This is a genomic window from Parasphingorhabdus sp. (assembly GCF_036568145.1).
Classification (GTDB): domain Bacteria; phylum Pseudomonadota; class Alphaproteobacteria; order Sphingomonadales; family Sphingomonadaceae; genus Parasphingorhabdus.
The window spans coordinates 1-26,144 of the sequence record NZ_DATCTC010000011.1 but is presented as its reverse complement, the minus strand read 5'-3'; the positions used below and the strand labels follow the sequence as shown (position 1 = coordinate 26,144).

General features: G+C 52.7%; 29 protein-coding genes. 8 read left to right on the top strand and 21 right to left on the bottom strand.

All coding sequences use genetic code 11. The annotated features are described in order from the left end of the window. Nucleotides 1–35: 35 nt before the first annotated feature. Genes VIN76_RS02465 through fliE form a run of 5 tightly spaced genes read right to left on the bottom strand, consistent with a single transcriptional unit; the run spans nucleotide 36 to nucleotide 5,170 of the window. Nucleotides 36–1,367, bottom strand: a complete 1,332-nt coding sequence (locus tag VIN76_RS02465; RefSeq protein WP_332040232.1) for a FliI/YscN family ATPase — start codon at nucleotides 1,365–1,367, stop codon at nucleotides 36–38. Continuing rightward, nucleotides 1,361–2,008, bottom strand: a complete 648-nt coding sequence (locus VIN76_RS02460) for a hypothetical protein (protein WP_332040231.1) — start codon at nucleotides 2,006–2,008, stop codon at nucleotides 1,361–1,363. The genes VIN76_RS02465 and VIN76_RS02460 overlap by 7 nt, the downstream gene beginning before the upstream one ends. A 28-nt stretch (nucleotides 2,009–2,036) precedes the next feature. Next, complete coding sequence (gene fliG, locus VIN76_RS02455; protein WP_332040234.1) at nucleotides 2,037–3,056, bottom strand: flagellar motor switch protein FliG; 1,020 nt, start codon at nucleotides 3,054–3,056, stop codon at nucleotides 2,037–2,039. A gap of 34 nt (nucleotides 3,057–3,090) precedes the next feature. Continuing rightward, nucleotides 3,091–4,836: a flagellar basal-body MS-ring/collar protein FliF gene (gene fliF / locus VIN76_RS02450; RefSeq protein WP_332040230.1), complete on the bottom strand. Its 1,746-nt coding sequence runs from the start codon at nucleotides 4,834–4,836 to the stop codon at nucleotides 3,091–3,093. 1 nt (nucleotide 4,837) lies between these two features. Beyond that, nucleotides 4,838–5,170, bottom strand: a complete 333-nt coding sequence (fliE, locus tag VIN76_RS02445) for a flagellar hook-basal body complex protein FliE (protein WP_332040229.1) — start codon at nucleotides 5,168–5,170, stop codon at nucleotides 4,838–4,840. A gap of 360 nt (nucleotides 5,171–5,530) precedes the next feature. Between fliE and VIN76_RS02440 the strand changes: the two genes are divergently transcribed. Together VIN76_RS02440 and glpK are read left to right on the top strand one after the other, a co-directional pair. Next, the gene (locus tag VIN76_RS02440) at nucleotides 5,531–6,346 is read left to right on the top strand and encodes a flagellin (RefSeq protein ID WP_332040228.1); all 816 of its coding nucleotides are present in this window, start codon (nucleotides 5,531–5,533) and stop codon (nucleotides 6,344–6,346) included. A 176-nt stretch (nucleotides 6,347–6,522) separates the two neighbouring features. Next, complete coding sequence (gene glpK / locus VIN76_RS02435) at nucleotides 6,523–7,995, top strand: glycerol kinase GlpK (protein WP_332040227.1); 1,473 nt, start codon at nucleotides 6,523–6,525, stop codon at nucleotides 7,993–7,995. A gap of 2 nt (nucleotides 7,996–7,997) precedes the next feature. On the opposite strand, the gene VIN76_RS02430 is transcribed toward glpK, so the two are convergent. The 4 genes from VIN76_RS02430 to petA form a co-directional block, all read right to left on the bottom strand. Further along, complete coding sequence (locus tag VIN76_RS02430) at nucleotides 7,998–8,411, bottom strand: PilZ domain-containing protein (RefSeq protein ID WP_332040226.1); 414 nt, start codon at nucleotides 8,409–8,411, stop codon at nucleotides 7,998–8,000. A gap of 221 nt (nucleotides 8,412–8,632) precedes the next feature. Further along, on the bottom strand, nucleotides 8,633–9,487 hold the full coding sequence (locus VIN76_RS02425; protein WP_332040225.1) for a cytochrome c1: 855 nt from the start codon (nucleotides 9,485–9,487) through the stop codon (nucleotides 8,633–8,635). 18 nt (nucleotides 9,488–9,505) lie between these two features. Continuing rightward, on the bottom strand, nucleotides 9,506–10,777 hold the full coding sequence (locus VIN76_RS02420) for a cytochrome b/b6 (protein ID WP_332040224.1): 1,272 nt from the start codon (nucleotides 10,775–10,777) through the stop codon (nucleotides 9,506–9,508). An 11-nt stretch (nucleotides 10,778–10,788) separates the two neighbouring features. After that, nucleotides 10,789–11,370 carry a ubiquinol-cytochrome c reductase iron-sulfur subunit gene (gene petA, locus VIN76_RS02415; RefSeq protein ID WP_332040223.1) on the bottom strand — a complete coding sequence of 194 codons (582 nt, stop codon included), beginning with the start codon at nucleotides 11,368–11,370 and terminating at the stop codon, nucleotides 10,789–10,791. A gap of 171 nt (nucleotides 11,371–11,541) precedes the next feature. On the opposite strand from petA, the gene VIN76_RS02410 reads away from it, so the two are divergent. Genes VIN76_RS02410 through VIN76_RS02400 form a run of 3 tightly spaced genes read left to right on the top strand, consistent with a single transcriptional unit; the run spans nucleotide 11,542 to nucleotide 13,533 of the window. Beyond that, nucleotides 11,542–12,000 (top strand): tRNA (cytidine(34)-2'-O)-methyltransferase, encoded by a 459-nt coding sequence (locus tag VIN76_RS02410; protein ID WP_332040233.1) that lies wholly within the window; start codon nucleotides 11,542–11,544, stop codon nucleotides 11,998–12,000. Continuing rightward, the gene (gene hemF / locus VIN76_RS02405) at nucleotides 11,997–12,923 is read left to right on the top strand and encodes an oxygen-dependent coproporphyrinogen oxidase (protein ID WP_332040222.1); all 927 of its coding nucleotides are present in this window, start codon (nucleotides 11,997–11,999) and stop codon (nucleotides 12,921–12,923) included. The genes VIN76_RS02410 and hemF overlap by 4 nt, the downstream gene beginning before the upstream one ends. A 7-nt stretch (nucleotides 12,924–12,930) precedes the next feature. Continuing rightward, nucleotides 12,931–13,533 carry a GNAT family N-acetyltransferase gene (locus VIN76_RS02400; RefSeq protein ID WP_332040221.1) on the top strand — a complete coding sequence of 201 codons (603 nt, stop codon included), beginning with the start codon at nucleotides 12,931–12,933 and terminating at the stop codon, nucleotides 13,531–13,533. A gap of 5 nt (nucleotides 13,534–13,538) precedes the next feature. Here the strand turns inward: VIN76_RS02400 and VIN76_RS02395 are convergent, their stop codons facing one another. Next, complete coding sequence (locus tag VIN76_RS02395; RefSeq protein ID WP_332040220.1) at nucleotides 13,539–14,291, bottom strand: glycerophosphoryl diester phosphodiesterase membrane domain-containing protein; 753 nt, start codon at nucleotides 14,289–14,291, stop codon at nucleotides 13,539–13,541. A 74-nt stretch (nucleotides 14,292–14,365) separates the two neighbouring features. On the opposite strand from VIN76_RS02395, the gene lipB reads away from it, so the two are divergent. After that, nucleotides 14,366–15,019 (top strand): lipoyl(octanoyl) transferase LipB, encoded by a 654-nt coding sequence (gene lipB, locus VIN76_RS02390; RefSeq protein ID WP_332040219.1) that lies wholly within the window; start codon nucleotides 14,366–14,368, stop codon nucleotides 15,017–15,019. 38 nt (nucleotides 15,020–15,057) lie between these two features. Then, nucleotides 15,058–15,369 carry a hypothetical protein gene (locus VIN76_RS02385; RefSeq protein WP_332040218.1) on the top strand — a complete coding sequence of 104 codons (312 nt, stop codon included), beginning with the start codon at nucleotides 15,058–15,060 and terminating at the stop codon, nucleotides 15,367–15,369. A gap of 3 nt (nucleotides 15,370–15,372) precedes the next feature. Here the strand turns inward: VIN76_RS02385 and queE are convergent, their stop codons facing one another. The 10 genes from queE to glmU form a co-directional block, all read right to left on the bottom strand. After that, the gene (queE, locus tag VIN76_RS02380; RefSeq protein ID WP_332040217.1) at nucleotides 15,373–16,017 is read right to left on the bottom strand and encodes a 7-carboxy-7-deazaguanine synthase; all 645 of its coding nucleotides are present in this window, start codon (nucleotides 16,015–16,017) and stop codon (nucleotides 15,373–15,375) included. Further along, a complete protein-coding gene (gene queC, locus VIN76_RS02375; RefSeq protein WP_332040216.1) occupies nucleotides 16,014–16,715 on the bottom strand; it encodes a 7-cyano-7-deazaguanine synthase QueC in 702 nt (233 codons plus the stop codon). The genes queE and queC overlap by 4 nt, the downstream gene beginning before the upstream one ends. A 202-nt stretch (nucleotides 16,716–16,917) precedes the next feature. Next, entirely contained in the window at nucleotides 16,918–17,322 is a 405-nt protein-coding gene (locus VIN76_RS02370; protein WP_332040215.1) for a hypothetical protein, read from the bottom strand. A 173-nt stretch (nucleotides 17,323–17,495) separates the two neighbouring features. Next, a complete protein-coding gene (locus tag VIN76_RS02365; protein ID WP_332040214.1) occupies nucleotides 17,496–18,410 on the bottom strand; it encodes an Hsp33 family molecular chaperone HslO in 915 nt (304 codons plus the stop codon). Next, entirely contained in the window at nucleotides 18,410–19,336 is a 927-nt protein-coding gene (gene argF, locus VIN76_RS02360) for an ornithine carbamoyltransferase (RefSeq protein ID WP_332040213.1), read from the bottom strand. The genes VIN76_RS02365 and argF overlap by 1 nt, the downstream gene beginning before the upstream one ends. After that, complete coding sequence (locus tag VIN76_RS02355) at nucleotides 19,333–20,517, bottom strand: aspartate aminotransferase family protein (protein ID WP_332040212.1); 1,185 nt, start codon at nucleotides 20,515–20,517, stop codon at nucleotides 19,333–19,335. Before VIN76_RS02355 ends, argF begins: the two co-directional genes overlap by 4 nt. A 123-nt stretch (nucleotides 20,518–20,640) precedes the next feature. Next, entirely contained in the window at nucleotides 20,641–21,021 is a 381-nt protein-coding gene (locus VIN76_RS02350) for a GFA family protein (protein ID WP_332040211.1), read from the bottom strand. Then, the gene (locus VIN76_RS02345) at nucleotides 21,018–21,458 is read right to left on the bottom strand and encodes an OsmC family protein (RefSeq protein WP_332040210.1); all 441 of its coding nucleotides are present in this window, start codon (nucleotides 21,456–21,458) and stop codon (nucleotides 21,018–21,020) included. Before VIN76_RS02345 ends, VIN76_RS02350 begins: the two co-directional genes overlap by 4 nt. A gap of 3 nt (nucleotides 21,459–21,461) precedes the next feature. Continuing rightward, nucleotides 21,462–23,285: a glutamine--fructose-6-phosphate transaminase (isomerizing) gene (gene glmS, locus VIN76_RS02340; protein WP_332040209.1), complete on the bottom strand. Its 1,824-nt coding sequence runs from the start codon at nucleotides 23,283–23,285 to the stop codon at nucleotides 21,462–21,464. A 66-nt stretch (nucleotides 23,286–23,351) separates the two neighbouring features. Further along, nucleotides 23,352–24,701 (bottom strand): bifunctional UDP-N-acetylglucosamine diphosphorylase/glucosamine-1-phosphate N-acetyltransferase GlmU, encoded by a 1,350-nt coding sequence (glmU, locus tag VIN76_RS02335; protein ID WP_332040208.1) that lies wholly within the window; start codon nucleotides 24,699–24,701, stop codon nucleotides 23,352–23,354. Nucleotides 24,702–24,796: 95 nt separating this feature from the next. On the opposite strand from glmU, the gene VIN76_RS02330 reads away from it, so the two are divergent. Further along, on the top strand, nucleotides 24,797–25,507 hold the full coding sequence (locus VIN76_RS02330) for an HAD-IA family hydrolase (RefSeq protein WP_332040207.1): 711 nt from the start codon (nucleotides 24,797–24,799) through the stop codon (nucleotides 25,505–25,507). Nucleotides 25,508–25,517: 10 nt separating this feature from the next. On the opposite strand, the gene VIN76_RS02325 is transcribed toward VIN76_RS02330, so the two are convergent. Further along, nucleotides 25,518–26,144, bottom strand: a 627-nt coding sequence (locus VIN76_RS02325; RefSeq protein ID WP_332040206.1) for a nucleotidyltransferase family protein, incomplete at its 5' end; no start/stop codon positions are given.

The window sequence follows — 26,144 nt, the reverse complement described above, 5'->3', positions numbered from 1 at the left end:
GGTCAATATGCGCTTCTTGGACCGGACAGACTGGTTCATTCGCCAAACTCCTGAACAAGATATTGAACGGAGCGGGAAAGACTGACCTTCTCATCAATCGATTGTTTCAGAAATGCCAGTTGGTCGGGTCGCCTTGCAATCGCCTGGTCGAGTAGTTCATCGCTTCCTGCCCGATAAGCACCCATCGTAATCAGGTCGCGGTTTTCCGCGTAGCGGCTCCAAGAAGAGCGAAAGTTTTGCAAGGCAGCGGCATGTTCCGTTCCGATAATATCCTGTGCGACGCGGCTGATTGACTTGCCGATATCAATGGCGGGGAAAACGCCCTGCTCCGCCAATTCCCGTGACAGCACGATATGCCCGTCCGCAATGGCGCGGGCTGCATCGACTATCGGATCGTCAAGATCGTCACCGTCGGCCAATACAGTGTAAATCGCAGTGATCGAACCACCGGTTTCATTATCGCCGCCCGCGCGTTCCAACAGCCGGGGTATCAATGAAATGGCACTGGGCGGATAACCTTTCATGGTGGGAGGCTCTCCCGCAGCCAGGCCGATTTCACGCTGCGCATGGGCCACGCGGGTAAGGCTATCGATCATCAACAATACGCTTTTGCCCTGCCCCCGGAAATATTCGGCAACCGCGGCCGCGCGCTGGGCAGCTTTTATCCGCAAAATCGGGCTGTGATCGGCTGGTACGGCAATCGTGACAGTTTTCTCCGCAATCGCGCTATTCCGGCTTGCAGCAATAAAATCGCTAACTTCACGGGCGCGCTCTCCGATTAAACCGACCACGACCACATCGGCCTGCGCCGCGAAGCTGAGTTGCCGCATAAGCATTGTTTTTCCGACGCCGGACCCCGCGACAAGCACAACACGCTGGCCTTGCCCAAACGGCAAGAGCGCGTTGATAGACCGGATACCTACATCCAGCTGCCTAGTGATTCTTCCGCGATTAAGGATGTTGGATTTCCGGCCCATCAGCGGCCACCGCGCTTCGGCCACTATCGCCTCCATGTCATCCAGCGGTCGACCAAGCGGGTCGATAATCCGACCCACCAGATTAGAGCCAACGTCAATCTGTGCAGCATTCGCAACCGGCTTTACCAAAGCATCGACGCGGATAGCCGCATGTTCATCAAACGGGGCAAGGGTTGTCATCAACCCATCAAAGCCAACCACCTCGGCACCGATCTCCCGGCCATCTTCGGACAGGATCATAGCGCCGGAACCGATGGGATAATCAAAGCCGCTGACGTGTAGCAAACCGGCGGAGCAAGTCTTCACCTTCCCCCATTTGACAGGCGCGGGTATAATCGCGCCGCTTTCCAGCAGCAGCCTGGAAAGCCGGTCGTAATCCAGATTTAGCATGAGGCACCGCCAGCCACTCCTGCCCGGCTTTCAAGTTCTTGCACAATGGATAACGAACCGTATGTGATTTGCCCCGATAGATAAGCCAATCTGACAGATCCCGGCAGCAATTCGGCGTCTGCCACAACCGGGACACCGCAATCATATTCCTGCAATAAGATGACATCCCCCGGCGCAACATACAGACAAGCCTCGCCCATCCTGTCATCAATTGATCCCAGCGCCGCTTCGCATCGCTCTTGCAACCACAGCCTGTCAATTTCCGCGTGACCTACCGCCTGCCGGAGCAGCGACAGGACCGCTTCCCAAAGCAGTTTGGCAAGTTTGCCCTCATCAGCTGGTTTCAGGCGATTAATTGCTGCTGCCAAGTCATCTCGCCGCTCTTTGATTTCATCTAGCTGGGCGGTAATTGCTTGCTGTCCACTCAGATAGCCCTGTGCATAAGCATCAGCAGTTTTCTGAGCCAGTAGGTCGGCAGCAAGCTTTTCCTCTTCCTCCTCCCCAATATTATCAGTCTCACTCCCATTATTGTTTTGGCCTCCATCCTTTGGCTGGCGCGTCTTCAGATCAAATGCCGGACGGAAAGCGGATTCTTCCACTTGCCAATAACTAGCCACGAAGCGGTCGTCCGGATCTTGCATAGGTCTAAAGCCATCAGAGGATGCATGATTATACAAAGTCATCGCTCTGCCCTCCCAATATGATCGTGCCTTCCTCAGCCAAGAGCTTGGCCAGAGCGACAATCTGTTTCTGGGCCATGATGACATCGTCTTTAGAAACCGGAGCCATCTCCCCAAGCTCATCCTGGATGGATTGGGCAGCCCGCTTTGACATGCATTTGAACATCTTTTGCGCGAGTTCAGGCTCTGCCCCTTTGATCGCCAGCAGCAGCACCGGATTTTCGATGGCTCGAAGAAGCGTGCCCAGACTTTTTTCCTCAAGCCCGATCAAATCGGTAAAGACGAGCATCTCTTCTTCAATCGCCCGCGCCATTTCCTTGTCGCGTTTAAGTAGCGCTTTGATGATCCGCTGTTCCGCCGGTTTTCCGACATTGTTCATGATCGCGGCGGCATCACTGGCGCTTCCTGCTCTGGAGCCGATTGCCACGCCGGGTTTCTGGACTTGGCGTGACAATAGAGACTTGATGTCCGCTACAGCATTGACGCTGATCACACCCATGGTTGCAACACGAAAGACAACATCATCCTGAATGGCGGCATCCAGTTTCTGTAGCACAGCACCTGCAACTTCCGGTTCAAGGAAAGACAAGACCACAGCCATCATCTGCGGATGTTCATCGGCTATCATCTCGGCAATTTCTTCTGCCGTCATCCACTTTAGCTGGTGTAGTTCGGCATGGTTCTGTTGAGGCCGGATGCGCGACAACATATTGGCTGCCCGGCTGCTGCCCAATGCCTTATCGAACATCCCCTGGATCTGTTTGTCCGCACGATAACCGATAGTGGTGCGGCTGCGTGCCTGTTCAACGAAGCTGTCAAAGACCAGATTGACTTCCTCCTCACTCACATTGCAGGTCTCGAACATTGCCTCGCCCAGTTCCTGTACCTCTGTGGGTAACAGGCGTGACAGAATATCAGCGGCTTCGTCCTCTCCGAAAATCATCAACAAAATTGCTGCTGTCTGACGACCGGACAAATGCTGTCCCTGCTCGTCCGCAGTCACTGGCATTATATTACTTTCATCCGAGACTTTGGTCATAGGATCAGCCATTGACTGTTCCCTCTTCCGACTTCCCTTTGGCTAGCAAATCCTGCACGGTCAGGGCCGCATGATCGGGATTTTGGCGTACAAAATTCTGGATGAGTGCGGCGCGTTCCGAATAGCCATCTGCCGAGCTGATCATGTCCAGAGATACTGGTCTGACAGGTTTTGTCAGCGGCTGTCCTAAAGACTCGTCGCCATGAGGTTCGCTGATGCCGGATGCCAGCTCCAATCGACCAGAGCCGGGTAGCATATCGGATAATGAGTTGGTCAGTCCTGGTTTTTCCGGCCGAAATTTTTTCAGCAACGGGCGGCCTATGCCAAAGACCAGGACAAGAGCCACCAATAATGCCGAGATATTGCGCACCAGGATCGAAATCCAACTGGCTTCCCACCAGTTTTCCGTGACCTCGTCCACCGGCAGGAAAGAACGGGCCTCTATCGCAACGACATCCCCGCGCTGCGCCTGAAAACCGATTGCTCCCTTTACCAGAGCCTCCACAGCCGCCAATTCTTCTGCGGAGCGTTGTTTGTTCCCAACCGGAGAGCGCAAGGCGACTGCTACGGACAAGCGGCTGAGAGAACCCGCAGCCTGTTTTGTCACAGATATTTCGCGTCCCAATGCAAACTGGCGGGCAAATTTTTCCGATGTGCGATTGGATTCCTCTTCATCCTTCTGAGCGTCATCACCTGCAAAATCATCGGTCAGTTGAGGATCTTCGGGCGGCCTGTTGGCCAATGCTCCGGGAATACCATAGCTTGCCTTCTCGCCGGGTTCATTGGACCAGCTACCTTGCTCGGACTGAACCCTTGCGCCCTCTTTAGGAAAAGTTTCGCGGGTGGCCTGGTTTTCCGAAAAATCCATTTCCGCCGTGACTTCCGCCGTAAAATTATCCGCACCAATCATGGGAGTCAGCAGCGACATGATCGTCCGGCGATAGCGATCCTCAACCTGCGACTGCACCATCAAATGCCGTTCCGCCTGAGCGGATGCCCCCGCCACACCTTGGCGCGACATTAACCGGCCATTTTGATCGACTATGCTTACGGCGTCGGAGGAAAGTCCCGGAACAGAGCTGGCAACAAGATAGATTATAGACTGCACCTGTGCTTCACTAAGTCGATTGCCACCGACAAGATCCAGCATCACCGAGGCGGAAGGCTCTGACCTGTCGCGGACAAATATGCTTGGCGGTTCAACGGCTAAATGAACGCGGGCCGAAGCGATATTGTCCATTACCTCTATGGTGCGCGCCAGATCCAGTTCGCGGGCGCTGCGAAGTTTCTCGTTTTCCACAGCCCGGCTCGCCCCCATGGGCATGGCCGATATCAGGCTGTCTCCATCCGGAGCTGATCGCGGCAAACCCTGTGCAGCAAGTGATAACTTGGCCTGATGATAATCATTTTCCGCCACGGTCAGCGCACCGGTCGTGTCGTTAAAATTGAAGAGAATATCCGACTGCCTCAACGCTTCTGCAACGGCCGCCTTGTCTGTTTCCGGAAGGCCTCTGAACAGATCTCGCTGCGGCGGTTCCCTCAAGGCCAGCCATAAAGTACCGGCGACCACGACAACAGCCAAGAGCCCAAGCAAGGGAAACGCACGCATAATCGCGGGTTGCGCCGCGAAGGCACGCAAACGCTCACGCCAGGGCATATTGGAGGCAAAACCATTCATGGGATCAGCCGGTGTCAGGTTGCGCGCTGTTTCAATAACCTGATCATCGGCGGTAAGACTAAGCTCGTTCATATCACACCGGCATTGTCATGATGTCTTGATACGCTTTGATCAGCTTGTTGCGGACCTGAAGCGTCAATTCGAAACCAAGCGACGCCTTTTGCTTGGCCATCATCACACCGGCAATATTGTTGGTCTTGCCCATCGTATAATCACGGGCAATGTCACCGGCAGCGTCTTGCAATTTGCTGACATCACCAATCGCAGAGGCCATGGCGGCGCTAAAAGGCGGCCGGGAAATATCTGCACCCGGGGCCAGAGAAGCAGATGCGGCTTTTTTCAGAACATCATTCTGCGCGATGATATCCTGACGTATCACCATGAACTGTGAACTGATGGCGTTCATGACATTGGCTCTCTTGCCAATTCCAACCGTGTGTTGGTCACTAAAGATTCGCTCATCATCTTCCCCAAATGCTTGTCCAAATAGCCGCTCCCGATACAATGGAGCGCGGTTCAGTCATTTGTTCGCAAGTGCTATGCCAGTTTCTTCCTTTTTATAATTCCTCTATTTTTCAGTTTGTTATACCTCATTGCAGCGGGGGAAGCCAATTTTCTGACTTCTTCAGCGCCAATATGGTGACACGCCGCCATTTTATTGGCGCTGAACACTATCCGCTAAATCAATCTGCTCCCTTTCCGTTTTTGTGGTTGCGGCCGCTGAGGATTTGTTTGGCGACCCATCTGCATTTGAAAGGAAATTTACATGACGATTATCGGAACGAATGTTGCAGCGATGCGCACCAACAGTGCGGCCAATAGTGCTGAAATGAGCCTTGCGCGGTCCATTGAACGGCTATCTACCGGACGCCGTATCAACAATGCCAGCGATGATGCCGCCGGCCTTGCCATCGCCACGCGCATGACCGCAGAAGTCCGCGGCCTGAATATGGCGATCCGAAATGCGAATGACGGTATCTCTTTGGCTCAAACCGCAGAAAGCGGCATGAAAGAAATTAACAACATGCTGCAACGCATGCGTGAGTTGTCTGTTCAGTCTGCCAACGGTACACTTGATGCCGGTGATCGCGTTAATCTTCAAACCGAAGTTGCGGCCCTGATCCTGCAAATTGGTGATGTTGCAACACGCACTGACTTTAATAATGTTTCCCTGCTGGATGGCAGTGCCGCAACCGTCAATATCCAGACCGGTTCATCGGCTGGCGAAGTCGTAGCAATCACACTGACCGATGTGACTGCCGCAACCTTGGCTGTTGATGCGCTTGACATAAGCACCGAAGCAGGTGCGAACGCAGCACTGACCGCATTGACAGCAGCAATGGATACGGTGACCACAGCACAAGCATCACTTGGTGCATCGCAGAACCGCTTACAGGCGACAATTTCCAATCTGACTGGCCGGGTGACGAATATGACGGAATCACGGTCCCGCATTGAAGATGTCGATTTTTCGGGAGAAACAACGGCTCTCGCCAAGGCACAGATCCTGAGCCAGGCATCCACCGCCATGCTCGCCCAGGCCAACCAGTCGCAGCAAGGAGTGCTTAGCCTGATCCGTTAACTTATGTTCCGTTAGGTATCTGGTCCCGCTTAACGGACTTTGGACCCCCGGCGCTTGCAGTCCCTATACTGGCGCCGGGGGTTATTCTGTTCGTACCAGTCATTATTGCCATCTGCTTTCTCTTGCCTTTTCAAGGCGACAACTTAGCTTGAGCGGTCACAAGGGAGCGGAACTATATGGCGGCGCAACAGGTTTTGGTGATTGACGAAGGTACAACTTCGACGCGCGCGATACTTTTTGATATTGATGGTAATATGCGCGGATCGCAGCAGGAGGATTTGCAGCAATATTATCCCGCTACCGGTCTGGTCGAGCATGATGCCGCAGAAATTTGGACAAAGACTCTGCTCTGCTGCCAAAGGATGATTACCAAAGCGGGCGGAGCGGAAAAAATAGCCGCTATTGGCATCACCAACCAACGCGAAACCATTGTGGCGTGGGACAAGCGTTCAGGCGAACCGCTATGCAAGGCGATTGTCTGGCAGGATCGCCGCACAGCCGATATGTGCGATGCATTAATAGCCAAGGGGCTGGAACCGATGATCCAGACCAAAACGGGGCTGGTGCTCGATCCCTATTTTTCCGGAAGTAAAATTGGATGGATACTGAAAAACCGCCCGGAAGTGGCAGCGGCTGGCGATAATTTGGCGTTCGGGACAATAGAATCCTATCTCATCTATCGACTGACCGGCGGCCTTCATATCACTGATGCCAGCAATGCCAGTCGTACAATGTTAATGACATTGGATGGCAAGGATTGGGATGACGAGCTGCTGGCTTTATTTGATATCCCGCGCAAGGCATTACCCGCCATTGTCGACTGTGCCGGGGAATTGGGCAAGACATCGACACGGCTTTTCGGCACACAGATAATGATAAGCGGTTCTGCGGGAGATCAACAAGCCGCTACAATCGGTCAAGCCTGCCTTAGCCAAGGACAAACCAAAGCGACCTTTGGCACCGGTGCGTTCATCCTCACCAATAGCGGTGAAAAACCGCCGAGGTCAGAACACCGCCTGATTTCCACTGTGCTGTATCAACTGGACGGCAAACGCACATATGCGTTGGAGGGATCCGTATTTGTGGCAGGCAGTTTAATGCAATGGCTCCGCGACAATATCGGCCTGATTACCTTTGCAGGCGAAAGCGAAAAGCTGGCCCGGTCAGTCGACGATAATGGCGGGGTCTATCTGGTCCCTGCCCTGTCCGGTCTGGGTGCACCATATTGGAAAGCGGATAGGACCGCGGCCATCTCAGGGCTCAGTTTTTCAACGACCAAGGCACATATCGTGCGCGCCGCCCTTGAAGCAGTTGCTTATCAGTGCCACGATCTGAAATCCGCATTTTCTGCCGACGGAACCGATTGGCAAAGCCTGCGTATCGACGGCGGTATGGTTGCGAATGACTGGATGGTGCAAGATCTGGCCAATATACTGGACATTCCCGTCGAACGGCCCGAATTTATTGAAACAACCGCGCTCGGTGCAGCGATGCTGGCGGCGGTCGGTTGTGGGATTTATGGATCGTTGCAAGACGCATCTGTAATGATCAGGGGATTTGAAACCTATCAACCAAAGATTGAGGCCTCGCAGCGTGAAGCCCGTCTGACCGGATGGAAGAAAGCGGTTCATGGGGTTTTAAGTAGCTAAGCCTATCTTGTGCGGAAACCTGGCCGTTTGCTGCATTTCACTACATCAAAGCCGCGCCATACATGGCCACTGTCGATTTTCTTTATGAAATGGCCTGAGCGATTGCGATCACCGAAATTAAAAAGATCGACATCAATAGCCTGATCGAACTGCATGCCAAACTCGCGACCGTCTACCCAGCGTACATTTCCGGAAATTGAACCGAACCCGGGTTTTTTGAGCTTTATGGTCTGGCCAACCTGTAACTTAACCGGCGCGGTGGCCCGAACACCGAAAGTAGAAATGTTACGGATCATGGCGTCATATGGACCGGAGGAAGCCGTAAGCAACTCTACCTTGACCAGCTTGCGTATTCGCGGCTCACGAAGAACGGGTTGGTCGTCCTCGATATCTATATTCTTAACCAGCCTAACCATAAGTGCGATCCTGTCATGCGCGCCATTTGCTCCCTATGTACCTTTTTGCGGTGCGCCGAGATTATACTTAACGGCTTTTTACTAAGAAATATTAAAGGCACCTCCCAGAAATCAGTGGTCCGGTTTTCTTTCAAACCAAGTTCAATCTCTATTCAATAGCCGACCAACAAAAAAAGGCCCACCGGATGGCGGGCCTTTTGAATGTCTTGTTGTGACGCTGTTTAAGCTTCTTTTTTCTTCTTCTGTGCTTTCAGGTCAGCCCAGACTGACTTGTAAGCCAAGAAACCTAGGATAGTGGCCAGTATCAGGAAGGCAATCACTGCCCAGCCAGTTTGTTTCTGCTTGATCAGCGATGGTTCTGCCGTCCAGATCAGGAATGCCGTAACATCCTGTGCCATCTGCGATACGGTCGCCTTTGTCCCGTCAGAATAAGTCACCTGATCATCACCCGTGATTGGCGGCGCCATCGCAAGGTTCAGGTTTGCGAAATACGGGTTGTAATGCAGACCTGGACCGGGGCGATTGGCTTCCGGCAAATTCGCTGGCGGGTCAGTATAACCGGTAAGCAGCGAATAGATATAAGGAGCGCCGCCTTCACGTGCTTTGGTCATCAGTGAAAGATCAGGCGGAATGGCATTGTTGTTAGCCGCAGCAGCCGCAACATCATTTGCGAAAGGCTTCGGAAACTTGTCCGCTGGAACAGATGGACGCGTAGAGGCTTCACCGGTCGCAGGATCAATGTCCGGCGTTTCAATGGGCCAGTTCGCGGCAATCGCCTTCACTTCATCTTCGTTATAGCCAAGGTCGGCAAGGCTACGGAACGCTACCAGACGAATGGAGTGACAGGCTGCACAAACTTCTTTGTAAACCTGGAAACCGCGTTGAAGCTGCTGGTTATCAAACTTGCCAAAAGGACCATCACTTGTGAAGGAAACGTCTTTTGGTTCCTCATGGAATTGAGTCTCCACAGCCTTTACTGGCGGGTTGGAAAAATAATCCACCGCACCACGTCCAAATGAATAGACCAGCATTCCAGCAAAGAACAAACCGATCAATATTCCGAAAAATCTTACCATTACCCAGATCCCTGTTTCTTAGCTGGCTTGTTTTAGTGGTTTACCGGTCACCGCTTCGGTGATCGAATTTGGCAGCGGCTCAGGCTTCTCGATACGAGAGAGCAGCGGCAAAATGATCAGGAAGTGCGCAAAATAATATGCGCTGGCAAGCTGACTCAACATCACGAATGGCTCTTCTGCAGGTGCACCGCCGCAATAACCAAGAACGCCAATGCAAGGAATCAGGCCGAACAAGAAGAACTTTTTGAACTTCGGCCGATAGTCACCCGACCGCACTGGTGATTTGTCGAGCCATGGCAGGAAGAACCAGACCAGGATTGCAGAGAACATAGCCAAGACACCGAGCAACTTCGCTGGAATGAACAGGAAGTCAAAGGTGAAGGCACGCAGAATTGCATACCAGGGCCAGAAATACCATTCAGGAACGATATGCGCCGGTGTCGAAAGCGGGTTGGCGGGGATGTAATTGTCCGCATGACCCAAAGCATTCGGCAGGAAGAACATCATCGCCGTGAAGAAAATCAAAGCAAGGCCAAGGAACCAGCCGTCTTTAGCCGTATAGAAAGGATGGAACGGAATAGTATCCTGTTCGCCTTTTACGTCTACGCCGGTTGGGTTGCCTGATCCAGGAATATGCAATGCCCAGATGTGCATAATGATAACACCGGCAATCACGAATGGCAGCAAATAGTGGAGCGAGAAGAAACGGTTCAACGCAGCATTATCCGGTGCAAACCCGCCGAGAAGCAGTTCCTGTATCGGCTTGCCGACCAAAGGAATTGCCTCGAACAGGCCTGTAATCACTTTCGCGCCCCAGAAGCTCATTTGTCCCCAGGGAAGCACATAGCCCATGAAGGCTGTTGCCATCGCAAGCAGGTAGATCACAACGCCGAGCAACCAGACCATCTCACGCGGTGCTTTATAAGAGCCGTAATAAAGACCGCGGCCGATATGCAGGTAAATAGCAATGAAGAAGAAGCTCGCGCCGTTGGCGTGAGCATAACGGATCATCCAGCCACTGTTTACGTCGCGCATGATATGCTCGACAGAATCAAACGCGATGGCAGCATTGGCGGCATAGTGCATCGCCAATATGATGCCGGTTACGATCTGGACGACCAGAAAAAATCCGGCGACAGAACCGAAGTTCCACATATAGTTAAGGTTGCGCGGCGTAGGATAGCCAGCGCCAAGACTGTTATAAACCAACCGGCCAACTGGCAGTCTTTCATCAATCCACTGACCGAATTCGGTCGTAGGTTTATATTGCTTTGCCCAAGGAAAACTCATTTTTCGTGCCCCTAGCCGATTTTAACGACGGTATCTGATAGAAAACTATATTCCGGAACTTCCAGATTGGTTGGTGCCGGTCCTTTGCGGGTCCGCCCAGCCGTATCATAGTGAGAACCATGGCATGGGCAGAAATAGCCACCAAATTCGCCTTTGATCTCACCTTGCGCTGCACCAAGCGGCACACAACCCAAGTGCGTGCAAACGCCCAATGTAATCAGCCAGTTTTCTTTGCCCGGCACGGTCCGCTCGGCCAATGTTTGCGGGTCACGCAGACTCGATGTATCAACACTGTTCGCCGCTGTAATTTCAGCTTCTGTCAGGTTGCGGATAAAAATCGGCTGCTTGCGCCAGCTGGTCTTGATCGCCTGCCCCGATTCAATTGCCGATATATCAACCTCAATTGACGATAGTGCCAGAACATCCGCGCTGGGATTCATCTGATTCACCAGTGGAAAAACGGTAGCGACAACGCCGACCCCCGCAAAACTCACTGCTGCAACATTGATGAAATCCCGGCGACGCACACCGCCGATTTCAGGTTCCGAAACGGCCGAATCACTGGGTTCCACCGCGGTATCAATACTAGCCATGCAAACATGCCCTTACGTTTGTTAGTATCCCTGACTGCCAGATCGAAGACAAACGCTCAATAGTCTCAACTGACAGTGATTTGCGCGCCTGATAGCCGCGAAGACTATCATTTGCCAACAGTCAATTTTTGATTGACCCAACATTATAAACAACTCCATGCTGGACACATCATGAGAGTAGCCCTGTATCAACCCGACATTGCCGGAAATTTAGGAACGATTCTAAGGACATGCGCGTGTCTAGATGTCGCGGTTGATATCATCGAACCATGCGGTTTTCCCTTTAGCGATCGTAGCTTAAAACGCGCAGGAATGGACTATTTCGATCATGTCGATTTCACTCGGCATGCCGATTGGGACACATTTTTGTCATATGTTGATTCACTATCGGCAAGGATCGTCCTGCTTTCCAGCAAAGCGCAAACGGGCTATCACGATTTCACATTTCAGCCGGATGATATTCTGTTATTCGGGTCGGAAAGTTCTGGCGTGCCTTTTGACGTCAATCAACGCGCCGATGAACGAATCACTATAAAGATGAAAAATGGCATGCGCTCATTGAACCTTGCCGTTTCGGCGGGCATGGCGCTTGGCGAAGCATTAAAACAAACAGGACAATTTTCAACATGACGGCATCTCCCTCCCCTTCACAAGCCACAGAATTTCGTGGACCGGTTCCAAAAAATGACAAACCTTTGGATGAGCAGCAATTACAGGCGCAGACATGGTTTGCGACATTGCGGGATAATATATGTGCGGAATTTGAAGCAATCGAAGCCGAAGCGGGTAGCGATGCGCGGTTTGAATATCTGCCGTGGGACCGTGAGCAGGCTGATGACAGTTCGGATGCCGGCCCAGGCGGCGGCGGTGTGCGCGGGCTTATCAAAGGGAAGGTATTTGAAAAAGCGGGCGTCAATATCTCGACCGTCGATGGTGCATTTAGCGAGGAATTTGCCAAATCCATCCACGGAGCGTCCGAAAATCCGCATTTCTTTGCCACCGGGATCAGTCTGGTAGCCCATATGGCTAACCCGCATGTTCCGGCTGTCCATATGAATACCCGGTTTCTATGCACGACCAAGCGCTGGTTTGGCGGCGGGGCTGACCTTAACCCGCCAATCCCTTATGAAGAAGACACAAATGACTTTCATGCGCGGATGAAACAAGCCTGTGATCCGCATGATCCGGAATATTATCCGAAATATAAAAAATGGGCAGACGATTATTTCTATATCCCCCACCGGCAAGTACATCGCGGCGTCGGCGGCATTTTTTATGACCATCTGGAGCTGGAATCAGACGATGATTTCGCAAGGCATTTTGCATTTACGCAGGATGTTGGACGCGCCTTCCTCGATATTTTTCCTAAACTTGTGCGCCGCCGGATGGGATTGCCCTTTACTGCCGAAGAAAAAGAGCAACAGCTTATCTGGCGTGGCCGTTATGCCGAGTTTAATCTTGTCTATGACCGCGGCACCACATTTGGCTTGAAAACTGGTGGCAATGTCGATGCGATATTGATGAGCCTTCCGCCCGAGGTAAAGTGGGACTGATATTATAGTGACAAGGATTGAAGTCCCTGAAGGCAATCTTGCAGTCGTCGTTACTTATTTTGAGATGACGCAAAAGCCTGCGCCTTCGGGACATCAACCGGATGTGCATTTATCAGCATGGCCACGTCCTGATCTGGCGGAGTATAAGTCTTATTTCCGGGAAATTGGCGATAAATGGCTGTGGTTTGGAAGGCTATCGCTGAGTGATGAAGAGCTTCAATCGACAATTCACAACCCGCAATTGGAGATTTTCAAAGCGCAGAGCGGTGGAAAAGACATCGGTCTAGTGGAACTGGACTTCAGCCAGCCGGAGCAATGCGAGATATGCTATTTCGGCCTGATCCCGGAAGTGAATGGCAAAGGTCTTGGCGGCACGATGATGTCCGAAGCGCTGAACCTTGCATGGCGGGATGGCATTAAACGGGTTTGGCTACACACTTGTACACACGATTCGCCGCGCGCACTGGCGTTCTACAGGCGCTCGGGCTTTATAGCCTATAAACGGGAGGTTGAGATAGATGCCGACCCCCGTCTCACTGGCCTCCTGCCGATAGAGGCAGGACCGCATATTCCGGTCATTAAGCCCCTTAGCAACCAGGCCGACCTCTAAATAGCTCAGCTAAAAATCTGTTCAACATCCGTACGTTTGCCGGTCAGCTGGACATAGATTGACGCGATAATGATCGCGAACACAATCTGTAGGGCCGTGCCACCAATGGCTGCCACGAAGTTTTCAATAAGTGCCCAGCCCTGTCCACCTGTAGTGAGGCCGATGATCAGACCGATAATCATTTCGAACACACTAACCGCTATCGAGCCGACAATCGCGATTATCAGTATCAGGAACAGGATAGCAAAGCCGTTGCCCTTTGTATGGGCCCAGCTTTTCTTTAAAGCCTCCAGCGGATTGCGCTCATTCTGGTCGGCGATGATGATCGGTGCCAGAACCAGACGGCATGCAACATAGATGCCGGGTAAGATGAACAGCAAAAGGCCCAGCCCCGTCACAAAGCCGGTCAAGATATTTGCTACCAGAAATATAAGGAAAAGCCGCAAGCCTTTACCCAAATCATCTGCAACTGTGCCGCTGTGCGAAGGAGCGATTGTCAGAAAGATTACAAATCCGCCATAGCTCATCAGCAGATTTGACAAGAGGATCGCCAACGCATTTTCATTAAAATATGCCGAGTAAGCTGCGGCAATGTCATTCAAATCTGTCAGCCCTTCCAAAGCAGGCTGTCCGACAAACTGGGCAATCAGCAATGTAGGCAAGAACAGAAAAACACCTGCTACGGCCAGAATCGCTTCTTTATGATTGCGGAGAATCGCCATCGCGCCGTTCCAGCATTGCATATAATTGAGCTTCATGGGCATAACCTTCAGGTTTGAACTTCATCGACCGCACTCTTGCCACCGGCGCGGCAATTGTGCACGGAAAATATATGAACAGCTTGTCCAATATCGAGTGGCGCATAAGCGACACAAAAATTGCCTATCCGGATGCCTTGACCGAAATGGAGCAGCGCAATGCCGCCATATATAGCGGCACGGCCCCCGAACTCATCTGGCTTTTGGAACATCCGCCACTCTATACCGCCGGAACAAGCTCTGACCCCGCAGAATTGCTCAGCCACGAGTTTCCGGTTTACGAAACGGGACGCGGCGGGCGTCACACTTATCATGGACCGGGGCAACGGGTCGGCTATATCATGCTGAACCTGAAAACACGGCAAGCGGATGTGCGGAACTTTGTTCATGCGCTGGAAGACTGGGTCATCAGGGCGCTTGACGAATTCGGTATCAAAGGCCGGGCTGTGGATGGAAGGGTCGGCATCTGGTGCGACACGCCTAAGGGTGAGGAAGCGAAAATCGGCGCTATCGGTATCCGCATCCGCAAATGGGTGACTATGCACGGGTTTTCGGTGAATATTGATCCCGATCTCAACCATTTTGGCGGCATTATCCCGTGCGGGATCAGCGAATATCCAGTGACCAGCCTGAAACAACTGGGCGTCGATGCAACAATGGAAGATTTTGACGCCGCGCTCAAACGAACCGCACCCGATTTCCTGGCGGCGATTGAAAAAGCAGCGTAAGCTTCTATGATAATGGTGAAACTGGACTAGGAACAATCATGAAACTATTCATCAAAACCTCCGCCATGGCGATTGCCTTTTTGTCCATCGCTGCCTGTTCCGGCGATACGGATGGCCCGGAAGGTGACACCGTGACTGAAACCCGCATGGATGAAGTTGACGTTCTTGACGGCACTATCAGCGACGACATGGTCAATGTGGATGCCGAGCAATCAACTGACGATCTGCTTGAAGACAAAAGCTCCACAGGCTCAAGCACCGATACAGAGGATGCGAATGAAGCCAGCACGGACGAATCGTATGAAGGATCAGATAGCCAGTCCGAAGACACAGCCGAAACGGAAGAATGAAGGTTAAGCCAGCCCCAGAATCTTGTGTGTTTGCAAGGATAAACGCCATTTGGGATGAGCTTGGACAAAAGCAATTGCCTGTTCCAGATTAGCGTCATTCGCGGCCTGATCCAAACGTGCATCCATGGGCTGCAACAGGTGATTGGCAAAGTCCCAATCCTGCATCTCTTCCCAGTCGCTGCCCGTTTGCGGCCAGACCAGTTTCAGTTCGTCACCGGATCGCTGTACCGTTTCGCTGCCCGCTTTCGGGCTGATGCAAATCCAGTCTATTGAACGCGGTACAGCCATGGTCCCGTTGGATTCGATTGCAATCTCAAACCCGGCATCATGAAGCGCATCGATCAGCGCATCATCCACCTGCAACATCGGCTCACCGCCCGTAAGCACTACAAACCGGGCGTCTTCACCCGCTCCCCATTTTGCGGCAACCGCGTCCGCAAAGGCCGCCGCATCCTGAAACCGTCCGCCGCCATCGCCGTCCATTCCGACAAAATCGGTATCGCAAAACTGGCAAATGGCGGAAGGGCGATCTCTTTCAACGCCAGACCAGAGGTTGCATCCGGCAAAGCGCGCAAACACAGCGCGGCGTCCGGCCTGCACACCCTCCCCCTGTAACGTCAGGAACATTTCTTTGACGGCGTAACTCATCCTGTGACCGCATATCCCGTGGGATCGGCTATTCCCGCTTCTTCAAAACCTTTTTTACGCAGACGGCAGCTTTCACAAAGCCCGCAATGCAAATCACCTTCTGCCGGATCATAGCAAGTCCAGCTAAGCGCCGGGTCAATATCCAGACGCTGCGCCTCTTTAGCAATATCCGCTTTGGTCATATATTGCAGCGGCGTTTGAATCGTAAAGCCGCTGCCCTGATCCCCCGCTTTCGTTGCAAGATCGGCCAATCTTTCAAAGCCCTCGATAAATTCGGGGCGGCAATCGGGATAGCCGGAATAATCCAGCGCGTTGACACCGATAAAAATATCCCTGGCGTCACGAGCCTCTGCCAAACCCAGGGTCAGCGACAGGAAAATCAGGTTGCGTGCCGGAACATAGGTCACAGGGATTTCGTTTCCAGCACCTGGTTGAGCGCCGGATTTTGGAACATCAATATCGTCTGTCAAAGCCGAACCACCAAATCGGCTTAGATCCAGCGGCAAAATGATATGTTCACTAACCTCTAGCTTTTCCGCAATCCGGATAGCAGACTTAAGCTCGATTTTATGGCGCTGGTTATAGTCGATGGTCAAGGCGACAATATCATAGCCCTGCTCCCGTGCAATCGCGGCAGCTACCATGGAGTCGAGGCCGCCAGAGAGCAGCACAATGGCTTTTTTCTTATTCTGAGACATGCCCGCCCCGCTAATCCTCTTCGCCGCGATAATCAAGCATTCTGGCAGATACCCAAAAATCGGGCCGCCATTCCAACGGAACGCGGCCCAAGGGGGTTTCTAGTTCAAACCCGAAAGGAAGAAATCATGTCGAAACATGATGATCTCCCTCTAGCAGAAAGATGATAAATATTTCATTAACGCTTGCCAGCAGATGTCCGCCTTAGCAGCCAGCCGTTCTACGTCCTTCGAAATTAAGAGAGAAAGGTGCGTTACCCTTAATACCCTGCGACTGGATCTGGACCAGGTTGCTGGCCTCACGCTTGATTGTCGTCACGCCATGATCGGCGGGCCCACACTTATAACTGACCCGAACGCTCTTGGGCGTATCCTGTATCACATAGCGCGAACAAGATGACTGGCTGTGCTGGATTTGCAGTAAAATAGCCGGATTGCCGAGACAGATTTTCTTGCTAATTTCCGAGCCACGCTGTTTTAGCGTCCATTCGCCCTTCTGTAGTCCGTTCAACAACTCCAATTCAGGCGACTGAGCGGTCGCTGGAAAAGAAAATGCCAGAAATGCAGCACTGCAGGCGCTGATCATCTTCATCAGTGTGATGCCCTTCATTTCTTGTTTCCTTATTTGTTACCTATCGTCAACGGAACAACTAAATCTTAGTTCCATTGCAGACCTTTACGACTTTTATAGAAAAAGATTGTGGCCAATATCGCGCTCAAATGCGGCGATTGATTGTATATTTTGGACAAATCAGGTCCGAAACCGACTATTATCGAAATGCCCTAATTATTCAGGCTTGCACTCGAAATAGTGAATTTCTTACTACAAAATGCACAATCTATTGAGATTGTTCCATCCTCACCAACCATATCCTCTTTATCTTCTTTCGGGAATCGCGCGATTACGTCCCGGATATGGTTTTCATTACAGCGGCAACCCTTAACCAACGATTTACCGCTCATAACTCTCACTTCGTCGCTCTCGCTAAACAGGCGCCAAAGCAGATCTTCCATTGGGAGCCGGGGATCTACCAGTTCAGTCGCCTGAACGCTGCCGCCCATAACCGCGACATGTTCCCATTCCGGGTGGTTCATGCGAACATGCAGGCGTTCTTTGCCCTCTTCACCGTCGGGTAGATGCTGCACCAGTAATCCGCCTACAATGGTTTGGTCGCTTTCCACATCAATGGCCACTCGCACCAACGTCGGGATCTGTTCCGATTGCATGAAATAATTTTGCACGGCTTCCGCCAGATTCTCTCCCTCCAGCGGAACAATACCCTGCGAGCGGCCGCGCGGTAGAGGATGGTCAAAGGTAATCGCCAGATAGCCCTTGCCGAATAAAGCCATCAGGCTGGGCTGCAGAGGTTCCCTTACCAGTCGTTCGGCATCAAACTGCACATAACCACGCATGTCACCGTCTTTATAATCACAGACGAGCAAGCTGATGACACCGCTTTCGGTCTGCGCCTGCAAAGTCAGTTGCGCTTTTTCCTCTTTCAGCAATGCGCCTAACAAAGCGGTCAGACACATTGCCTCTGCCAACAATGCCTTTATTTGCGGCGGGTAATTATGCGCCGCCAGTATTTCATCAAGCACAGGGCCAAGACGCACCGCCCTTCCACGGCAATGCTTTGCCGGGATAGAGAAAGACAGGTTCCTGTCGATCAGGGTCGGTGCGTCAGGAATTCCAGCCATCAGATTTGACCAAACGCCCAGCGCAGAACTGATTTTTGAGCATGGATACGGTTTTCCGCTTCATCCCATACCAGCGACTGCGGCCCGTCTATGACAGAAGGCATGACCTCTTCCCCGCGATGGGCGGGAAGGCAGTGCAGGAACACGGCGTCGGATTTCGCCTTCTCCATGATGACATCATTGACCTGGAACGGCATCATTGCGTCAATCTTTTCATCAGCATGCGCCTGCCCCATTGACACCCAGGTATCAGCGACAATCACATCCGCGTCAGCGGCCGCTTCCATCGCATCGCGGTGAATAGTGATATTGGCACCTGATTCTTGAGCTGCTGTGATAAAGTTCTGGTCACAATCATAACCTTCAGGGCAGCCGATGCGGACATTAAATTTCATCAGTCCGGCGGCTTCAACTATGCTGTTCAGAACATTATTACCGTCGCCCAGCCATGCAACTTCCAATCCGGGAAGCGCTTTACCATGCTCGATCAGCGTCAGCAGGTCCGCGACGATCTGGCACGGATGTGACAAATCAGTAAGGCCATTGATGACGGGAACGGTGGCATTGTTGGCCAGTTCCTCGATTTTGTCATGATGATCGGTCCGGATCATAATCGCGTCACACATGCGCGAAAGGACTTTTGCAGTATCCGAAACAGTCTCGCCGCGCCCCAGTTGCATGGAACCACTTTCCATGACCAGACTGGTTCCACCCAGTTGGCGAATTGCCATATCGAATGACACACGCGTTCTGGTGCTGCTTTTTTCAAAAATCATTGCCAGAACATGGTCACTCAGCGGCGCATCTGCATCGACTTTGCCCTTGGGCCAGCCTTTGCGCGCTTCCTTGCGCTCCATGGCATCGTTCAACATTGCGGCAAGAGCATCGCCGCCTGCATCGCCAAGGTTCAAAAAGTGCCGGGTCATGATTCCGTTCCCTGATAATCGGCTGCACCAGCCGACAGTTTTTCAATAAATTTCGCGATATGGCCTTCATCAATGTTAAGCGGCGGCAAAACCCGCAAGGTGTTGTCCCCCGCCGCAACCGTCAGCAATCCATGATTATCACGCAAATGCGCCACAAAAGAGCGTGTCTCTTCTGTCATTGTGATGCCCAGCATCAAGCCGTGACCGCGTATGCCGGTGAACAGATTCGGATAATTGCCGATAAACTGTTCGATTGCAGAACGCAGTTTTCCACTAATATCACGCACATGTTCCAGAAATTCATCATTCGCGACCACATCCCAGACCGCATTACCCGCGGCCATAGCCAATGGGTTGCCGCCATAGGTTGAGCCATGCGTACCCGCAACCATACCGCGTGCGGCCTTTTCGGTTGCGAGACAAGCGCCCAGCGGGAAGCCGCCGCCCATACCCTTTGCGCTCGCCATGATATCGGGCGTTATGCCGTAAAGCTCATAAGCATAAAGCGCGCCGGTCCGTGCTACGCCGCATTGCACTTCGTCGAGTATCAACATCAAGTCATGCTCATCCGCCAAAGCGCGCAGACCCTTCATAAACGCTTCGGATGCCGGACGGACGCCGCCTTCACCCTGAATAGGCTCGACAAGGAAACCGGCGGTCTGAGGACCAATCGCCGCTTTCGCTCCTTCGAGATCATCAAAGTCTACATATTTGAAGCCATCAAGAAGCGGGGCAAAGCCCTTGTGCATTTTCTCTTGATTGGAAGCGGAAATGGTCGCCATCGTGCGGCCGTGAAACGCGTTTTTAAACGTGATGATTTCATACCGTTCACTGCCTTGTGACTGGTGATAGGCGCGAGCCGTCTTCATCGCACATTCGACCGCCTCCGCACCGCTATTTGTAAAGAATACCGTATCGGCAAAGGTCGTATCGACCAGCCTTTGTGCAAATTTTTCGCCTTGAGGGCTGCCATACAGGTTCGACACATGCATCAATGTTGCGGCCTGATCCTGGATCGCTTTGGTCAGGTGCGGATGCCCGTGGCCCAGAATGTTCACAGCAATGCCGCTGGCAAAATCAAGTGCGCGGCGGCCATCTTCGGAAATCAGCCAAGCGCCTTCGCCTCGGACAGGACGAAAACCACACCGGGGATATACGGGCATGAGCGGTGTAATCGTCATCTTTATTTCCTTCATCTTGTATTATACCAAACAGAAAAGGCGGCCCGATTGACCGCCCTTCTCTTGCATTGTGGCCTATACGCCTCGTCACCTTCTCTCGTCAATCAGGAGTATCAGTCCGTATCATTTCGTCCCGTTAAGGGCCGCTTTGGCCTCTTCCCAATTCTGTCCGTCAAATTTGACTATCGTGGGTTGCACCCCGTGATCCTGATCCAGACAATTATAATTGATACTCCAGCAATCCGGGTGGGATCGCGGCTGATAGAAACTTTTCACGCCGCAATGCTTGCAGAACAAATGATCCGCTTGCCCGCTGCCAAATTTGTAGCTGGTCAAGGCATCCTCCCCTTTCAACAAGGTAAAATGCTGGTGCTCTGCGATCAGATGCAGGAAACCTGTGCGCGCGCAGATCGAGCAATTGCAGTCGAGAAGCTGCGGACTTGCCTCAACGCTCGCCTCAAAACGGACAGCACCGCAATGACACCCCCCTTTAACATTCGTCATGGGCGGACTTGCGTCGTATGAATGTCGATACGGTTTTCCAGCGTGCGGTGCACAGGGCATTTTTCAGCGATTTCCAGCAGCTTTGCGCGCTGTTCATCTGTCAGATCACCCTTGAGCGTGATGGCGCGGTCAATAACATCAATCCTGCTGTCCTTGCTGTTGCAGGTGAGGCAATCTTCTACATGATCGTGGCTATGCTCCAGTTCCACATGGACGCCTTCCAGCGGGATACCCTTGCGGTCCGCATACATCTTCATCGTCATTGATGTGCAACTGCCCAGCGCCGCAAGCAGTAGGTCATAAGGCGAAGGCCCGCTATCCTCTCCGCCGACAGACTGCGGCTCGTCGGCAATGAAGACATGCTTGCCGACGCGGACCGTTTGCTGAAACTTACCCTTTGCCGTTTCGACCGTGACATAAGGAGAATTGCTCGACATATTTCACTCCACTGTTACCGATTTTGCCAGATTGCGAGGTTGGTCCACATCCGTACCTTTGGCAACCGCCACATGATAGGCCAGCAACTGCACCGGCACCGCATAAACCAGCGGCGCGATCAGCGGGTGGACTTTTGGCATTTCAATCGTCGCCATGCACCCCTCACCGGCTTCTGCAAGCCCTTCGGCATCGGAAATCAGGACCACTTTACCACCGCGCGCGCGGACCTCTTGCATATTCGATACTGTTTTTTCAAACAACGGGCCTGAGGGCGCCAGCACAATCACGGGTACATCCTCGTCAATCAAGGCTATGGGTCCGTGCTTCATTTCTCCGGACGCATAACCTTCGGCATGGATATAGCTGATTTCCTTCAGCTTAAGCGCACCTTCGAGAGCCAGCGGATAATCCGGCCCGCGGCCCAGATACAGAACATCGCGGGCCGGTACGATTAAATGCGCCATGTCGGCAATATTCTCATCATGGTCCAAGGCCGCGTTAAGCGCGGCGGGGGCTTCCGTCAGATGCTTCACCACCTGACGTTCCTCATCGCGCGTCATTTTGCCTTTAACCACAGCTAGATGCGCAGCCAATGCAGCCAACACAGCAAGCTGGCACGAAAATGCCTTGGTCGAGGCCACGCCAATTTCCGGTCCGGCATGGGTTGGCAGCAACAGATCGGCTTCGCGGGCCATTGAGCTGGTCGGCACGTTCACCACAACCGCGATTTTCTGACCGTTTTCCTTGGAATGGCGCAGCGCGGCCAATGTATCGGCAGTTTCACCCGACTGGGAGATAAACAAAGCCAGCCCGCCTGGTTCAAACACCGGATCACGGTAACGGAATTCCGATGCGAAATCTAGATCAACTGGGACACGAGCAAAGCTTTCAAACCAGTACTTCGCAACCATCCCGGCATAATAGCTGGTCCCGCAGGCGACAATGGTGATGCGTTTTATATCGCGTAAATCAAAATCCATTTGCGGCAGCGCCACTTGCTGCTCCAGCGGGCGCAAATAGCTTTGCAAAGTTTGCGCGACCACGGTGGGTTGCTCAAAAATTTCCTTCTGCATGAAATGGCGATAATTGCCCTTTTCAATGGTCGCAGCGGATACACCCGATGTCGTAACTTCCCGCTCTACAGGATTGTTATCCTTGTCAAAAATTGCAGCACCCTCACGGGTAATAACTACCCAGTCGCCTTCTTCCAGATAAGCGATCTTCTGGGTCAAGGGTGCCAATGCCAAGGCATCGGAACCTAGATAAGTTTCCCCCTCGCCATAGCCGACAACCAATGGCGACCCTAACCGAGCACCAACCAGCAAATCTGGCTGCGAGCGAAATGCGATGGCCAGAGCAAAAGCGCCGCGCAGTAAAGGCAGAACGGCTTTGACCGCATCTTGCGGTGACTTGCCGCTTTCGACCTGTTCGCTGATGAGATGCGCGACCACCTCTGTATCGGTTTCGCTTTCGAATTTGTGCCCCCGCGCCGTCAATTCCTCGCGCAGGGATTTGAAATTCTCGATAATACCATTGTGGACCAGTGCCACTTCCTCGGTAGCATGGGGATGTGCATTATTGGTGGTCGGCGCGCCGTGCGTGGCCCAGCGGGTGTGGGCAATACCGATATTCCCGGCTGCATCATCACTTTTCAGCACAGCAACCAGATTGGCGAGCTTTCCCTCTGCGCGGCGGCGAATTAACCTGCCCTCAAAGACCGTGCAAACACCGGCGCTGTCATAGCCACGATATTCCATGCGTTTCAGACCGTCGACCAGACGATCAGAAACAGGTTCCTTGCCAACAATTCCAATAATTCCGCACATATTGTCTCGGGCTTTCTTCTTATAGGAGATTTAGTCTTCTTCTGAGAGATCTGCGAAGATTGAGAATCACTTTCCAGCTTTTTTCTTCATCATCGCTTCACGAAATTTCTTTGCCCAACCGGCCTTCGACGTCTGTTCCGGCCTGACCAGCGCCAGATCATCCGCTGCTACATCTTTGGTCAGTGCCGCACCTGCCGCCACAATCGCACCATCACCAATCGTCACCGGCGCGACCAACGCGCTGTTTGAGCCGATAAACGCACCTTTACCGATCACCGTTTTATATTTGAAGAAGCCATCATAATTACAGGTAATCGTGCCCGCGCCGATATTCGCGCCCTCACCCACTTCGGCATCACCCAGATAGGTCAGGTGATTGGCTTTTGCGCCCTTGCCCAATGTGCTTTTCTTCATCTCGACAAAATTGCCGACTTTCGAACCTTCCTCCATCACGGCACCTGGACGCAGCCGGGCGAAGGGGCCGACATTCGTATTGGCGCCGATCGAAGCGCCTTCAATATGGCTGAAGCCATAAATCCGGGCACCGCTGGCAACGGTAACGCCGGGACCAAATATCACATTGGGTTCTATTATTACATCGGAAGAAATGTCCGTATCATATGAAAAGAAAACAGTTTCTGGTGCAATCAGGCTAACGCCATCCGCCATTGCTTTTTCCCGTCGGCGTTGCTGCCATTCACTTTCCACGGCAGCCAGTTCCGCGCGACTGTTGACCCCTGCTACCTCTGCAGGATCATCCACTTCAATCACGGCGCTTTTCTGGCCCGGCAACATAACAATATCCGGCAGATAATATTCACCCGCAGCGTTATCGTTGCTGATCTGGTCCAGCAGAATGAACAAATCGGTGGAGCGTACGACCATAAGCCCACTATTACAAAGGGTTATACGCCGTTCTTTATCATCAGCATCCTTATACTCGACCATTTTCTCGATTTCGCCCTGTTCATCGGCGATAATACGTCCATAGGCCCCCGCACTATCCGGACGAAAGCCCAGCACAACCGCACGTGGATCGCTGCCATTATTCAGGCGGGCAATCATGTTCTCCATTGTCCGGGCGCTAACCATCGGGACATCACCGTACAGAATCAGGACATCACCAGCAAAACCCTCAAGTGCGGCTTTTGCCTGGGCAACCGCATGACCTGTGCCCAACTGGTCTTCCTGCACAGCTATTGCGACCTTGCGCCCCTCGACACTGGCCTCAATCTGTTCGCGGCGCGCGCCGACGACAACGACAGTTCGCTCTACGCCAATCGAATCAACAGTATCGAGAAGGTGATGCAGCATAGGCTTGCCGGCAATCGGATGTAGCACTTTGTGCGTTTCCGATTTCATGCGCGTGCCTTGGCCCGCGGCTAATATAATGGCGGCTAAGGGGCGATCACTCATGCAAGAAACTCCGGTTATTTGTTCTACGCGCTGAATTTGCGCCCCATGCCATGATGCGGTTGCATATACCAGTAAGATCGGTTCTATGGAGGTTTATGGAAGATGTAAATTTTGATATTATCGGTTTCGATCTGGACGGCACATTGCTGGACACCAGCAAAGAAATCGCAGCATCGCTGAATCACGCCCTTAATAGTGTGGGCAGACCGCAAATGGATGATGTGACCGTAAGGTCAATGGTCGGCATGGGCGCCGGGCATTTGTTGAAAATGGCGCTGGAACAATCGGACGGCAGAGGCATGAACGGCATTGAGAATGGCAGTGATGATCTGGTCAAAAGCCTGTTGCCGGTATTGATCGATCATTATGAAGCCAATCTTGGGCTTAGCTCGCCGGTCTTTGACGGTTTGACCGAGGCGATGGACCTGCTTCAGGATCGCGGCATAAAACTGGCCGTCGTCACGAATAAACTTGAAAGCCTCGCGGTAAAGCTGCTCACCAAGGTCGGTATGATCGACCGTTTTATAACCGTGATTGGCGGCGATACTTTGGGCAAAGGGCGTAGTAAACCAAAGCGTGACCCGATTGACGAAATGATCCGGCGATGCGGCGGCGAGGTGGACCGGACACCTGCCGCTTTTATTGGCGACAGTATTTTCGACATTAAAGCTGCACAAAATGCCGGTATTGCCAATGTTGCCGTAAGCTTTGGATTTTTGAATCAGCCGGTGGAAACATTGGGCGCCGACGCTGTTATCGACCATTATAACGAACTTGTTCCCGCGCTCGTTCGGATCGGAGCCTGAACAAGTAAGTTCAATGCCCCGCTTTGCGCCACTTCGTCCATAAATGGCGGGCTAGCATGCGCGGGGGCATTCTTAGCCAGTGCGAGCGGACGTAAAACAGCAGTCGCGTCAGCTTTCGCGTCTCTCGCCCCCAGCCATCGCGCGCCAGCAGGCGGCGGACATACAGGTGATCCGCCATCGTCATTTGACCCGCGCCATATACATCAACCGGCGTGCCATATAGCCGGGCCGCCAACCGCAACGCGCGCGCCAGATGCGGTTCCAGTTGGTGCAATTTGGCGCGCTCGGCCAATATTGCCCAAAAACCTTCATGCGCTTGGGAAAACTGTCGAACCATCCGGTTAATATCCCACAAATTTCGCAATCCCCCCGCCAGATCACCATCCGCAAAAAGATGCGCGACCGCGTGTAGCAGCATATCAGGCGGCGCCATCACATAGAGGCCCGAATCCAGCCGTATCGCTTTGTCCAGCATTGCGTCTGCATCAGGGCTCGGTCCGGCGGTAAGCGGCAAAGTCGTATGGTGAACGTCGATCATCCTGTCCCGGTCACGGTGGATGAGCGGCGGCAATTCGTGCATGTGATCGCGGTAATACTGGTCATCATAAGGGTCCGGCTTCACCCATTCCCAACCGGC